This window comes from Microbacterium sp., assembly GCF_035554235.1.
Classification (GTDB): domain Bacteria; phylum Actinomycetota; class Actinomycetes; order Actinomycetales; family Microbacteriaceae; genus Microbacterium.
Genome location: NZ_DATMIO010000046.1, coordinates 1 through 13,223 on the forward strand (window position 1 = coordinate 1; position 13,223 = coordinate 13,223).

Annotated in this window: 12 protein-coding genes and 1 pseudogene; 8 read left to right on the forward strand and 5 right to left on the reverse strand. The window is 69.7% G+C overall.

Annotated elements, in window-relative coordinates; genetic code table 11:
- A pseudogene (locus tag VNT50_RS02140) lies at positions 1 to 249 on the forward strand (phosphoserine transaminase); the annotation flags it as partial.
- On the opposite strand, the gene VNT50_RS02145 reads toward VNT50_RS02140, so the two are convergent.
- The 3 genes from VNT50_RS02145 to VNT50_RS02155 all read right to left on the reverse strand — a co-directional run bounded on the left by VNT50_RS02145 (position 246) and on the right by VNT50_RS02155 (position 3,590).
- A complete protein-coding gene (locus VNT50_RS02145) occupies positions 246 to 2,492 on the reverse strand; it encodes an acyltransferase family protein (RefSeq protein WP_325483461.1) in 2,247 nt (748 codons plus the stop codon). The pseudogene VNT50_RS02140 and the gene VNT50_RS02145 sit on opposite strands and share 4 nt — an antisense overlap.
- A 131-nt stretch (positions 2,493 to 2,623) precedes the next feature.
- Complete coding sequence (locus tag VNT50_RS02150; RefSeq protein ID WP_325483462.1) at positions 2,624 to 3,223, reverse strand: DUF3027 domain-containing protein; 600 nt, start codon at positions 3,221 to 3,223, stop codon at positions 2,624 to 2,626.
- Positions 3,207 to 3,590, reverse strand: coding sequence for a cold-shock protein (locus VNT50_RS02155; protein ID WP_325483463.1), 384 nt, complete (start codon positions 3,588 to 3,590; stop codon positions 3,207 to 3,209). Before VNT50_RS02155 ends, VNT50_RS02150 begins: the two co-directional genes overlap by 17 nt.
- Positions 3,591 to 3,752: 162 nt before the next feature.
- On the opposite strand from VNT50_RS02155, the gene VNT50_RS02160 reads away from it, so the two are divergent.
- The 3 genes from VNT50_RS02160 to VNT50_RS02170 are packed head-to-tail and all read left to right on the forward strand — an operon-like array spanning position 3,753 to position 7,470.
- On the forward strand, positions 3,753 to 4,025 hold the full coding sequence (locus VNT50_RS02160; RefSeq protein ID WP_325483464.1) for a multidrug ABC transporter ATPase: 273 nt from the start codon (positions 3,753 to 3,755) through the stop codon (positions 4,023 to 4,025).
- Positions 4,025 to 5,752, forward strand: coding sequence for a helicase-associated domain-containing protein (locus VNT50_RS02165; RefSeq protein WP_325483465.1), 1,728 nt, complete (start codon positions 4,025 to 4,027; stop codon positions 5,750 to 5,752). Before VNT50_RS02160 ends, VNT50_RS02165 begins: the two co-directional genes overlap by 1 nt.
- Positions 5,753 to 5,790: 38 nt before the next feature.
- Positions 5,791 to 7,470: a DNA repair helicase XPB gene (locus VNT50_RS02170; RefSeq protein ID WP_325483466.1), complete on the forward strand. Its 1,680-nt coding sequence runs from the start codon at positions 5,791 to 5,793 to the stop codon at positions 7,468 to 7,470.
- Between the two features lie 52 nt (positions 7,471 to 7,522).
- Here the strand turns inward: VNT50_RS02170 and VNT50_RS02175 are convergent, their stop codons facing one another.
- Positions 7,523 to 7,945 (reverse strand): hypothetical protein, encoded by a 423-nt coding sequence (locus VNT50_RS02175; RefSeq protein WP_325483467.1) that lies wholly within the window; start codon positions 7,943 to 7,945, stop codon positions 7,523 to 7,525.
- Between the two features lie 68 nt (positions 7,946 to 8,013).
- Here VNT50_RS02175 and VNT50_RS02180 point away from each other — a divergent pair, with 68 nt between their 5' ends.
- The 4 genes from VNT50_RS02180 (at position 8,014) to VNT50_RS02195 (ending at position 11,558) form a co-directional block, all read left to right on the forward strand.
- A complete protein-coding gene (locus VNT50_RS02180; RefSeq protein WP_325483468.1) occupies positions 8,014 to 8,559 on the forward strand; it encodes a TetR/AcrR family transcriptional regulator in 546 nt (181 codons plus the stop codon).
- Positions 8,560 to 8,627: 68 nt separating this feature from the next.
- On the forward strand, positions 8,628 to 9,320 hold the full coding sequence (locus tag VNT50_RS02185) for a response regulator transcription factor (protein ID WP_325483469.1): 693 nt from the start codon (positions 8,628 to 8,630) through the stop codon (positions 9,318 to 9,320).
- Positions 9,321 to 9,327: 7 nt separating this feature from the next.
- Positions 9,328 to 11,151, forward strand: a complete 1,824-nt coding sequence (locus VNT50_RS02190) for a sensor histidine kinase (RefSeq protein WP_325483470.1) — start codon at positions 9,328 to 9,330, stop codon at positions 11,149 to 11,151.
- Positions 11,152 to 11,270: 119 nt separating this feature from the next.
- Positions 11,271 to 11,558: a WXG100 family type VII secretion target gene (locus VNT50_RS02195; protein WP_325483471.1), complete on the forward strand. Its 288-nt coding sequence runs from the start codon at positions 11,271 to 11,273 to the stop codon at positions 11,556 to 11,558.
- Between the two features lie 94 nt (positions 11,559 to 11,652).
- Here VNT50_RS02195 and groL read toward each other — a convergent pair.
- Positions 11,653 to 13,223: chaperonin GroEL (gene groL, locus VNT50_RS02200; RefSeq protein WP_325483472.1), on the reverse strand; the 1,571-nt coding region annotated here is incomplete at its 5' end.

The following is a 13,223-nucleotide window of genomic DNA, read 5'->3' on the forward strand; positions in this document are numbered from 1 at the left end:
GCGGCCTTCGCCACCCCGTTCGTCACCAACCCGGAGCACCGCTCGCAGGTGGTCGTCACCATCGACTTCGACGAGGCGATCGACGCCGCGAGCATCGCCAAGACGCTGCGCGCTAACGGCATCGTCGACACCGAGCCGTACCGCAAGCTCGGCCGCAACCAGCTGCGCGTCGCGACCTTCGTCTCGATCGAACCCGACGACGTGCGTCAGCTGATCCACTCGATCGACTGGGTCATCGAGAACTCCTAACCGTCAGCGCCGGCGGTCACGTCGCTGTCTTCCGCGGTAGCGAACAGCGCCTCCTTGAACAGCGGGGCGAGGTTGCCGGACGCCTTGTCGGTGAGGTGGATGCCGTCCCACGACACGGGCGTCGTCCCGATGAACTGCGGGCAGCTGCCGGCGTTGCAGAGCCACGGTGAGACGTCGATGTAGCGCGCCTGCTCGGGCAGGGTGGCAACGGCCGCCCGCTCGGCGTCGAGCACGCTCCGGTACAGCGCGGACGCCTTGTAGACGCACGCGGCCGGGCCGTTTGTGGGGGTCTTGCACTCGGTGACCGGCTTCTCGTTCGCCGGGGGCGGGCTGATCACGACGATCTCGCCCACCGACGGCGAGAGCGTCGCGAGCGTCGCCGCCGCGGCATCCTGATATTCGGTCACCGCCGTCGCGTCGTTCGTGCCGCTGGCGAGCTTCACGACCGAGCCGGCGAGCGTCGACATCAGCACCATGTCGGGCCGCAGCTGCGCCACGTAGTCGTACACCCAGCCGTGCTGCAGGTCGCAGACCTTCGCCGCTTCGGAGCCGACCGGGCCGACGGCGATGTCGTACGCCGGGCACGAGAACATCGTGAGCACCTGGATGCGGTAGCCGGCCTCGGTCATCGGGCCGATCAGCGCCGGCAGGTAGGAGATGGCGGTCGAATCGCCGAGCAGCACGGCCAGCTTCTCGGAGGCGGGGTCGCCGTAGACGCAGGAGTCGCGGGCGTTGCTGTAGATGTTGAGACAGTCATCGTTCACCCACTGCGCCGCGCCCGCCTCTTTGCCGAGCGTGTCGAGCGACGGGTCGGTCGCGGGCCACGCGGTGGCCGAGAGCGCGGTCGCGATCTCGGCGGTGCGCTGCTCCTGCAGCGAGAGGGTCTCCGATCCCGCGGCCGGGGCGGCTTCGACGACGATGGCCGCCGGCGGGGTCTTGAGCACGGCGGCGAACGTCATCGCGAAGGCCATCATCACCACGGTCACGACGGCGAGCGCGCCCAGCCAGCCGAGCCCGATCGCCCGCGCCGAGAGTCCGCCCGGGCGCTGTGCCCTGCGCTTGGCCACGCGGCGCCACCGCGGTTCGAGGAACGACGATCGGCGCACGGGATCTTCGAGGAAGTGGTACGAGAACACCGACAGCAGCGTCGTGAGGGCGAGCATTCCGGCGAACGCGATCGGCGTATCGGTGGGGATGAGCACGCCGGCGAACACGAAGATCGGCCAGTGCCAGAGATAGAGCGAGTAGGAGATGTCGCCGACGTACGTGCTCACCCGGTTGGTCAGGATGCCGATCCCCCGCGCCTGCGTGCCGACACCGCTCATGAGCACGAGGACGGTCGCGAGCACCGGAAGCGCCGCCCACGGTGCCGGGAACACGCTCGCCGGCGAGATCACGAAGAGGCTTGCGGCGATGCCCGCGAGGCCCACCCACGCGAGAGCGGTGCGCACGAGGGGCGAGAGGTTGACGAGATACGGCGCCGTGACCGCGAGCAGGGCGCCGAGGCCGAGCTCCCACGCGCGGCTGAAGGTCGAGAAGTACGCGAACGAGGGCATCGCGACCGACTCGTACAGCGACCAGGCGAAGCTCGCGACGACGACCACGACCGCGGCGATGAGCAGGCCCCGCCGACCCGCGGCACGGTCGTCCCTGCCGGCCACCGCCGGGCGGCGGCGCATGAGCGCGGCGGCGATCGCGAAGACGGCGATGATGATCATCGGCCACACGACGTAGAACTGCTCCTCGACCGCGAGCGACCAGTAGTGCCGGAGCGGCGAGACGGGACCGGCGGCCTGCATGTAGTCGGTGCCGACGATGGCGAGGTGCCAGTTGATGCCGAAGATCAGCGTCCAGAAGGCGTCGACGAGAGTGGATGCCGCGCGCACCGGTGAGAACAGCAGGAGGCCCGCGACGACCGTGAGGCCGAGCACGAGAAGCGAGACGGGGAGGATGCGGCGCACCCGGCGGCGGTAGAAGTCCGCGATGGAGATGCGCCCGTTGCGCTCGTACTCCCGCAGCAGCAGCCCCGTGATGAGGAACCCCGACAGCACGAAGAAGACGTCCACGCCGATGAAGCCGCCGGCCGGCCAGCCGAGGAAGTGGTCGAGGATGACCACCACGACGGCGACCGCACGCAGGCCCTGGATGTCGCGTCGCTCGGCGGTTCTGCCGGGCACGTTCGGCGAGAGGGGCGTGCCGGGCATCGAGCGGGGGCGTGCGACGGCGGTGCCGGATGGTGCCATGTCAACTCCTTGCAGAGCAAAAGGGGCGACATCGTTGGCACCGCGCCTGAGTCCGTTGGGCGCCAGAATATCCGGGGGATGCAACCCCCGGATGACGGCCGGATTACAGGTTCGGTTCGATTCCGGTCGGTTCAGTCCTCGTCGGAGTCGTCGTCTTCGGCGTCGGAGTCGTCGTCTTCGTCATCCGGCGCCTCGTCGTCGTCATCCGACTCTTCGTCATCCGACTCTTCGTCATCGTCGTCCGACTCGTCGTCGTCTTCATCGAGGGCGGTCTCATCCAGCACGTCGATGTCGACGCCGTCGACGTCGCCCGCGTGCAGGATGGGCGAGCCGTCGGTGTCGAAGTCCGTCGCGTCGATGTCATCGACATCCTCGAACTGCTCTTCGTCGATGTCCTCGCTCGCGACGGCGCCGGCGGCCTGCAGCGCCTGGTAGTCGGCCAGGCGCTCGGCCCACGGAACCCAGTCGGGAGCCAGGAGGGCGCCCTCACGCGGCAGCAATTCGGCCTCGAGCACAGTCGGCTCGTCCTCGCCGACGCGGGCGAGGGTGACCGTCCAGAACCACCCGGGGTAGCCGGGCATCCTGTTCTCGAAGAGCAGCGAGAGCACGCCGTCGTCCTCGACGAGGTGCCCGGCCGGGTCGCCGATCGTCGCCTCGGGCGTGATCTCCGCGAGCGCCTTGCGGGCGAGATCGTGGGCCTCGAGCAGGCGGGAATCAGGCGTCGAAGTCATCCGCCACCTTGCGGAGCACGGCCGCGATCTTCTTCGCGTGGGTCCCGCTGGGGTAGCGGCCGCGGCGGAGGTCTCCGCCGATGCCGTCGAGCAGCTTCACGAGGTCCTCGACGATGATCGCCATGTCGTCGGCCGACGTGCGCTTCGCCTTCGCGAGGCTGGGAGGCGCCTCGAGCACGCGCACCGAGAGCGCCTGCAGACCGCGCTTGCCGTCGGCGACACCGAACTCGAGTCGCGTGCCCGCCTTGGGCGGAGTGGTCCCGGCGGGCAGCGCGGAAGCGTGCAGGAAGACGTCCTGGCCGTCATCTGAGGCGATGAAGCCGAACCCCTTCTCCTCGTCGTAGAACCTGACCTTGCCGGTGGGCATGACAAACCTCGCTGTGATCTCGCCGCCCGGAGATTCCGACGGACGTCCTCCACGGGAGCCGGTGGACCCCCGTCCTTCAAGCCTACGGCACGCCGTTGTCGCCGGGCGGGCGTGACCCGACCGGCCTCGGCGCGCGCCCGGGAACGGACTACGATTGGCAGGATGAGCACATCGGCGTCCGGCGACGTTCCCATCCGTCGCATCGATCGCATTCTCGCGTTCATGTCGCTCGGCATCGCCATCCTCTCGATCGTCTGCTTCTTCGCGATCATCATCGGCAGCGGCATGGGGATGAAGCAGGCGGACTTCGCCACCGGTATCTGGCCGATGATCGCCGCCATCCCCCTCTTCGGGCTGCCCATCGCCTTCCTGCTGATCATCGCCCTGCTGATCATGAGCTTCGTACGGAGGTCGCGAGCCGCGAAGAGCTCGTGATGCCCGCCATGACAACCGACGCCCGCACGCTCGCAACGCGGTTGGCGGCGCGCGACGACCACGACCTCGCCCGGCTCTTCGACGAGCGCAAGGTGGCCGACGGCTCGCCGTGGCGGGACTTCTTCGATGCCGCCGAAGCACTGCTGGATGCCGCATCCATCGCCCACGCGCTGGCCGACCTGCCCCGCCCGCTCGCCGCGGAGCTCGTCCGCGCCGTCCAGGGCGCGACCCCCGTTCGGGGCGAGGCGGCCGCCCCGCTGGAGGCCCTGGCGCTCATCGACGAGTCCGGACGCCCCTACGCCGCCGTCGCCACCGCGCTCGCGGGCGCCGAGATCGCGGAGTCGCCCTCCTCGAGCCCCGCGCCCGCGTCACCGGAACACGCCGCGCGCGCCGCCGAGCGCGCCTTCACCACGATCGGCGCGCTCGCCGAGACGCTCATCGCATGCCTGCACACCCCCCTCGGGCGCATCGGCACCGGCCTCGTCGGTGCGGTGGATCGCCGGCGCCTCGTCGACCAGGGGGTCGTCGCCGACCCGGCCGAGGTCGACGGGCTCATCGCGCTCGCCGAGACGGCGGGGCTGCTGCGTCCCTCCGCGCGCGCGTGGATGGCGACTGCGGCCGGTGCGGCCTGGCTGCGCGAGCCGACGGCGGCGCGCTGGGCGAGCATCGCCCGCGGCCTGCGCGCGGCCCTTCCCGCCGGTCTCCGCACGGCCGAGGGCGGCTGGCTCGATCCCGCGCAATGGCCGGCGGCGTACCCCCTCGATCCCGCGTGGCCGGCGCGCGCCGCAGCCCTCCTCGACCAGGCGCGGCTCGCGGGCCTCGTCGCCGACGACGGCGGAGAGCCGCCCTGGGCCGCACCGCTGCGCCGCGGCGAGGACGCCGACGCCTCTTCGCTGCAGGCCCTGCTGCCCAGCGAGGTCGAGCGCGTCTACCTCCAGAACGATCTGACGGCGATCGCTCCCGGGCCTCTCGCACCGAGCCTCGACGTGCGGCTGAGAACGATGGCGGTGCGCGAATCCCACGCCCAGGCATCCACCTACCGGTTCACGGCCGACTCGATCGCCTCTGCGCTGACCGAAGGCGAGACCGCGGAGACGCTGCGCGAGTTTCTGGCGCAGCTGTCGCTGACGGGAGTCCCGCAGCCGCTCGAATACCTCATCGAGCGGACCGGCACGAGGTACGGACTCGTCCGCGTCGGCGTGGATCCGGCATCCGGCCGCACAGAGATCACGAGCGCCGACGGCGGCGTCACCGAGATGCTCGCCGTCGACCAGGCGCTGCGGCCGCTCGGGCTCTCGCGCGAGGGCGACGGCCTGCGCTCCCGGGTCGCCCGCGATGCCGTCTACTGGGCGCTCGCCGACGCGCGGTACCCCGTGATCGCGGTCGATGAGACGGGCCGGCCCGAGACGCTGCACCGCTTCCGGCTCGCGCCCGCCGAGGCCGGCACCGATGGCCGTCCCGAGCGCTACGCGACGCTCGTCGCGACGCTCCGCGCGGGGCAGGGGGCGGATGCCGACACGGCCTGGCTGGGGCGGGAGCTCGATGCCGCCGTGCGCACCAGGTCGATCGTCGCGGTCGTGGTGGCGCTTCCCGACGGCTCGAGCCGGGAGTTCTTGCTCGAGGCGACGGGCCTCGGCGGTGGCCGCCTGCGGGGCCGCGACAAGGGCGCCGACGTCGAGCGCACGCTGCCGGTGTCGAGCATCGTCAGCGTGCGAACCGTGGCCTGACGCCGCCTCGCCCGGTCGCTCCCGTAGAATGGACCGTTATGTCTGACGGCCCACTCATCGTGCAGAGCGATCGCACCGTGCTGCTCGAGGTGGCGCACCGCGACGCCGAGACCGCGCGCCACGAGCTCGCGATCTTCGCCGAGCTCGAGCGCGCACCCGAGCACATCCACACCTACCGCGTGACGCGCCTCGGCCTGTGGAACGCCCGCGCCGCCGGCCACCAGGCCGACGACATGCTCGAGACGCTCGAGAAGTGGTCGAAGTTCCCCGTGCCGCCCTCGGTCACGATCGACATCCGCGAGACCGTCGGCCGATATGGGCGGCTCGTCATCGAGCGCGACGACGAGGGGCTGCTGGTGCTGCGCAGCACCGATCCCGCCGTGCTCGCCGAGGTCTCGCGGAACAAGCGCATCCAGCCGCTGCTGATCGGGCACCCCTCCCCCGACACCTACCTGGTGGACGCGTGGGCACGCGGCCACATCAAGCAGGAACTGCTGAAGATCGGGTGGCCGGCGGAAGACCACGCCGGCTACACGCCGGGCACCCCGCATCCGATCGATCTCGACGAGCGCGAATGGGGCCTGCGGCCCTACCAGAACAAGGCCGTGCAGAGCTTCACCGAGGGCGGCTCGGGCGTCGTGGTGCTGCCCTGCGGCGCCGGCAAGACGCTCGTCGGAGCGGGCGCGATGGCCGCGACCGGCACGACGACCCTCATCCTCGTCACGAACACGGTGAGCGCCCGCCAGTGGCGCGACGAGCTGCTCAAGCGCACGACGCTCACCGCCGAGGAGATCGGCGAGTATTCGGGACAGGCGAAGGAGGTGCGGCCCGTCACGATCGCGACGTACCAGATCCTCACCGCGAAGCGGAAGGGCGAGTACGCGCACCTCGCACTGCTCGATGCCCTCGACTGGGGGCTCATCGTGTACGACGAGGTGCATCTGCTGCCCGCGCCCGTGTTCAAGCTCACCGCCGACCTGCAGGCGCGCCGCCGGCTGGGACTGACGGCGACGCTCGTGCGGGAGGACGGCCGCGAGGGCGACGTCTTCAGCCTCATCGGCCCCAAGCGCTTCGACGCACCGTGGAAGGAGATCGAGGCCCAGGGCTACATCTCCCCCGCGGTCTGCTACGAAGTGCGCGTCGACCTTCCGGCGGGCGACCGTCTCGAGTACGCGGCGGCGGCGGATGACGAGCGCTACCGTCTCGCCGCGACCGCGCACGCGAAGATCGGGGTGGTGCGCCGGCTCGTCGAGCGCCACGACGGTGAGCGGATCCTCGTCATCGGCCAGTACCTCGATCAGATCGACATCCTCGCCGAGGCGCTCGACGCGCCGAAGATCACGGGCGCCACGCCCGTCGACGAGCGCGAGGTGCTCTATCAGCAGTTCCGCGTCGGCGAGATCTCGCTGCTCGTGGTGTCGAAGGTCGCGAATTTCTCGATCGACCTGCCCGAGGCATCCGTCGCCATTCAGGTGTCGGGATCGTTCGGCTCGCGCCAGGAGGAGGCCCAGCGCCTCGGCCGCCTGCTGCGCCCCAAGGAGTCCGGCCGCACGGCCAGCTTCTACACGCTCATCGCCCGCGACACCGTCGACCAGGACTTCGCGCAGAACCGCCAGCGGTTCCTCGCCGAGCAGGGCTACAGCTATACGATCCTTGACGCCGATCGGATCAATGCGGGCGAAGCCCGCGTTGATGCGATCGGCGTCAAGATCGAGTAGGCGCGCAGCGCCGTATCGAGATCTCCAAGTGCCGGCGCAGCCGCACTCCCCCTCAACCCCCCGACCCCACCGTCGCCCCGATCGCCACCGCGAGCGAGCCGAAGAAGACGACCGGGGCGAACAGCGCGTGGAAGATGACCCTCGGCGGCAGCTTGCCCGTGAACACCATCCCGATCGCGAGGCCGTAGTCGCGCATCCCGGGATTGGTCTCGCCCCGCACCCTGCGAGCGCGGCGCGTCATCATCGCGTCCCCGAACGGGATGCCGACGAGGAGCACGCCGAACGCCACCCACGCCCATCCCGCGGCACCGGTTGCGAGAAAGGCGATCCACGGCGCGAGATAGACCACCATGAGCGCCACGTGGGCGGACACCACACGAGAATCGGCGCCGCGCGCATGCCTGACCCACCCGACCAACAGCGTCACGCCGACGATCGCCTGGATCACCCATGCCGCCAGAATCACGTATCCCATGGCGACACGATACTACGTTCATAGTGGAATCGCACTATATAGGTAGTGTCCGATGCTAGGGTCGTGGCGTGAGCACCCGTGAACGCGCCCTGATCGCCGCCGTGTCCCTCGTCGGAGAGCAGGGCGTCCGCGCCCTCACGCACACGCGAGTGGATGCCGCGGCCGGCCTGCCGAAGGGCTCCACCTCGAACTGGTTCCGCACGCGAGACGCCCTGGTGACGGGGGTCATCGACTGGATCGCAGAGCTCGAGCGGGTGGATCTCGAAGCCGCGATGGCCCCGGCCGAGACGATGGACGACGTCGTCGACGCCCTCTGCCGGCTGCTCGAGTCCGCGACCGGAGAGCACGCCGTGCGCACCCGCGCCCGGTACGCGCTCTTCCTCGAAGCATCGGCCGCACCGTCGCCCCTCCCGGCGCTGCGGGAGGGCCGATCGCGTTTCGAGCTCTGGATCCGCGACTTGCTCGCGCGGCTCGGCGCCCCCGAACCCGACACCGCCGCCCGGGCCCTTCTCGCGGTCAGCGCCGGACTGATCGTGAACCGCCTCACGGTCGCACCCGGCGCTCCGATTCGCCCGACCGTCGAGCTGGTCGCGCGCGGCAGCCTCTCGGCCTGACCGGCCCCATCTGGGGCGTTCCGGCGGATATCCAGGCAGCCGAGGGCAACCCTCGACATAATGAGGGCATGACCGCACCTCGCATCCTGGTCGTCGACGACGAGCCGAACATCCGAGACCTGCTCATCACCAGCCTGCGCTTCGCAGGATTCCAGGTGAGGGCCGTCTCCAACGGCGCCCAGACGATCTCGGCCGTCCTCGAGGAGGAGCCCGATCTGATCGTCCTGGACGTCATGCTCCCCGACATGAACGGGTTCAGCGTGACCAAGCGCCTGCGCGGCGCCGGGTACACCGCCCCGATCCTCTTCCTCACCGCGAAGGACGAGACCGAAGACAAGATCACCGGCCTCAACGCCGGAGGCGACGACTACGTCACGAAGCCGTTCTCGCTCGATGAGATCGTGGCGCGCATCCAGGCCATCCTCCGCCGCACGATGCAGGCCGACGAGGAGTCGGTGATCCGCGCCGGCGAGCTCACGATGGACCAGGACACGCACGACGTGCTCGTCGGTGATGCCTCCATCGATCTGAGCCCGACAGAGTTCAAGCTCCTGCGCTACCTCATGCTCAATCCGAACCGCGTGCTGTCGAAGGCCCAGATCCTCGACCACGTCTGGGAGTACGACTTCAACGGCGATGCCGGGATCGTCGAGAGCTACATCTCGTACCTGCGACGTAAGATCGATCCGCACTCGTCCGAGTCGCTCATCCAGACCAAGCGCGGGTTCGGCTACATGCTGAAGGCGGGCAAGACCGCCTGACGCGGTTTTGACAGAGGGGGCCGTCCTGGCAAAGAAGACGGATGCGGTCACCCGGTGGTGGCGTGGCACGAGCCTGCGCGCCAAGGTGACCGGAGTGACCGTCGCCGTGCTGGCCGGTGGTCTCCTGGCCGCCGGCATCGGGACGGTGCCGTTTCTGCGGGGATCGCTCATCGCGAGCCTCGACGAGTCGCTCGTGTCCCTCGCTCCGAGCGACGTCGGTGAGAATCTGTTCGACGTGTCCATCGATGAGGCAGGCGTCGTCGATTTCAACGTCAAGGACAACGCGCCGGACACCCAGTACTACGTGGCGCTGTACGGGCCCGATGGCGACTTCGTGATCAGCGGCGGCGGAAGCGGCGGCCCCGCGCCTGTATACCCGGCGACCCAGAAGCTCGAGCAGACCCAGATCCAGGGGCAGACGCCTTTCCCCCTGGAATCGACGGGCAAGGGAGCCGGCTTCCACGCCAGCGTGGCGATCATCCCCGTGACCGGCACCGGCAATGTCTATACGCAGCTGGTGGCGCTCCCGCTCACCTCGATCGACCAGAGCATCGCCACCTATCTCGGCATCTTCAGCATCCTGGCGCTCTTCACCGTCATCGCGGGCGCTCTGCTCACCCGCTGGCTCGTCACGCTCACCTTCCGCGGGCTCGGACAGGTGGAATCGACCGCCATGTCGATCTCGGCGGGCGATTTCAGCCAGCGCATGACCGACATCGAGCCGGGAACGGAGGTCGGCCGGCTGAAGCTGGCGATCAACACGATGCTCGGACGCGTGGATGCCTCGATCTCCGAGCGGGATGCCACCGTGCGCCAGATGCGGCGCTTCATCGGCGACGCGAGTCACGAGCTGCGCACGCCCCTGGTCACGGTGCGCGGCTACGCCGAGCTCTACCGAATGGGCGCGATCGAAGGCGACGACGACACCGCCCAGGCGATGGACCGCATCGAGAAGGAGGCGATTCGAATGGGCGTGCTCGTCGAGGACCTTCTGAATCTCGCCCGCCTCGACGAGCATCAGGAGGTCGCCCTCGCGCCGGTGGATCTGCGCCCGATCGCCCGGGATGCCGCGCTCGACGTGCGCGCCGCATCCCCTCTGCGCACCGTGACCGTTCTCGACAAGACGGCGCCCATCGCCCCCGCGCCGGTCGTGGCCGTCACCGGCGAACAGGAGGCGCTCGGCGAGCCGGCTCCTCGTCGACGCGGGGCTCCGTCGACGTCGGGCATCACGCTCGCCGGAAGAACCGTCGGTCTGCTGCGGCGCAAGCCGCGGCCGGTTCCCGCGTCGGGTGCGACGACGGCGAAGGATGCCGGGGCCACCCAGCCGCCGCTGGTTCCGGTGGCGGACGCTCGCAAACCGGGCCGCCCCGTCGTCGAGGGTCCGCTCGCCACCGCACCCATCGTGCTGGGCGATGAGAATCGCATCCGGCAGGTCGTGGCGAACCTGCTGGGCAACGCCCGCCGGTTCACCGCCGACGATTCGCCCATCGAACTCGAGGTCGGCGTCGATCCCCGCGGGGGCACGGCGTCGATCGCCGTGATCGACCACGGCGAAGGCATCCCCGCGCAGATCCGCGAACAGATCTTCCAGCGCTTCTGGCGCGCAGACACCTCTCGCGCCCGCGAGACCGGGGGCAGCGGCCTGGGGCTTGCCATCGTCGCTTCGATCGTCGATGCCCTGCACGGCACCGTCGTCGTCGAGGACACCCCGGGCGGCGGGGCCACCTTCCGCGTGCACCTGCCCCTCGCGAACGGGCGGGAGGGGCAAGAACATCTCCTCATCCCGACCCAGCCCATGCCCCGCATCGACGTGGGCGACACGGACCTCTGAGCCTCTCCTCCCCAGGCCGCGTGTGCGGGAGGAACGTCCACGGTCGGTCGTCCGGCCGCCCGGTCGGGAGCGCGCGGCTTCTAGCCTGGGCTGGCACATCCCCACCAGAAGGAGGCCCCATGGCCGTTTTCTCCGTCGACAGCGACGCCGTCCTCACCAGCACCGCCGCGATGCGGGGCACGATCGATCGGCTGCAGGCCGAGACATCCACCATGCTGACCCAGCTCACGCAGCTTCAGGCGTCGTGGACCGGCGGGGCATCGCTCGCCTTCCAGGGCGTGGTCGAGGAGTGGCGCGCAACGCAGCGCCACGTCGACGAGACGCTCGCCTCGATAAGCCACGCGCTCGGCACCGCGGGCCGACAGTATGCGGACGCCGAGCTGATGACCGCGAGCCTGTTCCGCTGACCGCGGTTCCGGCAACGGAAAGGGCCCCTCCGAAGAGGGGCCCTTTCGCGTTGACCTCGGTGGTCGAGTGCCGGCGCAGCCGGTGTATCGAGACCTAGAAGTCCATGCCACCGGTCGGGTCGCCGGCCGGAGCGGCGGCGCGCTCGGGCTTGTCGGCGACGACGGCCTCGGTCGTGAGGAACAGCGCGGCGATCGACGCGGCGTTCTGCAGCGCCGAGCGCGTGACCTTGGCGGGGTCGATGATGCCCTGTGCGAACAGGTCACCGTACTCGCCGGTCGCGGCGTTGAGTCCGTGGCCCGCGGGCAGGTCGGCGACCTTGTTCGCGACGACGCCGGGCTCGAGTCCCGCGTTGAGGGCGATCTGCTTGAGCGGCGCCTCGATGGCGACGCGCACGATGTTCGCGCCCGTGGCCTCGTCACCGGTCAGCTCGAGACCGGCGAAGGCGACCTTGCCGGCCTGGATGAGCGCGACGCCACCACCGGGGACGATGCCCTCCTCGACGGCCGCCTTCGCGTTGCGAACGGCGTCCTCGATGCGGTGCTTGCGCTCCTTGAGCTCGACCTCGGTCGCGGCACCCGCCTTGATGACGGCGACGCCGCCGGCGAGCTTGGCGAGGCGCTCCTGGAGCTTCTCGCGGTCGTAGTCGCTGTCGGTGTTGTCGATCTCGCGGCGGATCTGGGTCACGCGACCCTCGATCTGCGCGGTGTCGCCGGCCCCCTCGATGATCGTGGTCTCATCCTTCGTGATGATGACCTTGCGCGCCTTGCCGAGCAGGTCGGTGGTCGTGTTCTCGAGCTTGAGACCGACCTCCTCGCTGATGACCTGGCCACCCGTGAGGATCGCGATGTCCTGCAGCTGGGCCTTGCGGCGGTCGCCGAAACCGGGGGCCTTGACGGCGGCCGACTTGAAGATGCCGCGGATCTTGTTGAGCACGAGAGTCGCGAGCGCCTCGCCCTCGACGTCCTCGGCGATGATGACGAGCTCCTTGCCCTCCTGGATCACCTTGTCGACGATCGGCAGCAGGTCCTTGATGTTCGAGATCTTGGAGTTCGCGATGAGGATGTAGGCGTCCTCGAAGACGGCTTCCTGGCGCTCGGGGTCGGTGACGAAGTAGGGGTTGATGAAGCCCTTGTCTAAGCGCATGCCCTCGGTGAGCTCGAGCTCGGTGCCGAACGTGTTCGACTCCTCGACCGTGACCACGCCTTCCTTGCCGACCTTGTCGATCGCCTCGGCGATCAGGTCGCCGATCGTGGTGTCGGCGGCGGAGATCGACGCGGTAGCGGCGATCTGCTCCTTCGACTCCACCTCCTTGGCGCTGGAGAGCAGCTCGGCCGTGATGGCCGCGACGGCCTTCTCGATGCCGCGCTTGAGCGAGATGGGGTCGGCGCCGGCCGCGACGTTGCGCAGGCCTTCGCGGACGAGCGCCTGAGCCAGGACCGTGGCGGTCGTGGTGCCGTCACCAGCGACGTCGTCGGTCTTCTTCGCGACCTCCTTGACGAGCTCCGCACCGATCTTCTCGAACGGGTCTTCGAGCTCGATCTCCTTGGCGATCGACACACCGTCGTTCGTGATCGTGGGGGCTCCCCACTTCTTCTCGAGGACGACGTTGCGGCCCTTCGGACCGAGGGTGACGCGCACGGCGTCGGCGAGGATGTTCATTCCCC

Bases quoted from the DNA above. Each gene is read 5' to 3' on its own strand.
- VNT50_RS02185 (WP_325483469.1), top strand. From the start codon at position 8,628: ATGACCGCACCTCGCATCCTGGTCGTCGACGACGAGCCGAACATCCGA.
- VNT50_RS02160 (WP_325483464.1), top strand. From the start codon at position 3,753: ATGAGCACATCGGCGTCCGGCGACGTTCCCATCCGTCGCATCGATCGC.
- VNT50_RS02165 (WP_325483465.1), top strand. From the start codon at position 4,025: ATGCCCGCCATGACAACCGACGCCCGCACGCTCGCAACGCGGTTGGCG.
- VNT50_RS02170 (WP_325483466.1), top strand. From the start codon at position 5,791: ATGTCTGACGGCCCACTCATCGTGCAGAGCGATCGCACCGTGCTGCTC.
- VNT50_RS02145 (WP_325483461.1), bottom strand. From the start codon at position 2,492: ATGGCACCATCCGGCACCGCCGTCGCACGCCCCCGCTCGATGCCCGGC.
- VNT50_RS02195 (WP_325483471.1), top strand. From the start codon at position 11,271: ATGGCCGTTTTCTCCGTCGACAGCGACGCCGTCCTCACCAGCACCGCC.
- VNT50_RS02150 (WP_325483462.1), bottom strand. From the start codon at position 3,223: ATGACTTCGACGCCTGATTCCCGCCTGCTCGAGGCCCACGATCTCGCC.
- VNT50_RS02155 (WP_325483463.1), bottom strand. From the start codon at position 3,590: ATGCCCACCGGCAAGGTCAGGTTCTACGACGAGGAGAAGGGGTTCGGC.
- VNT50_RS02175 (WP_325483467.1), bottom strand. From the start codon at position 7,945: ATGGGATACGTGATTCTGGCGGCATGGGTGATCCAGGCGATCGTCGGC.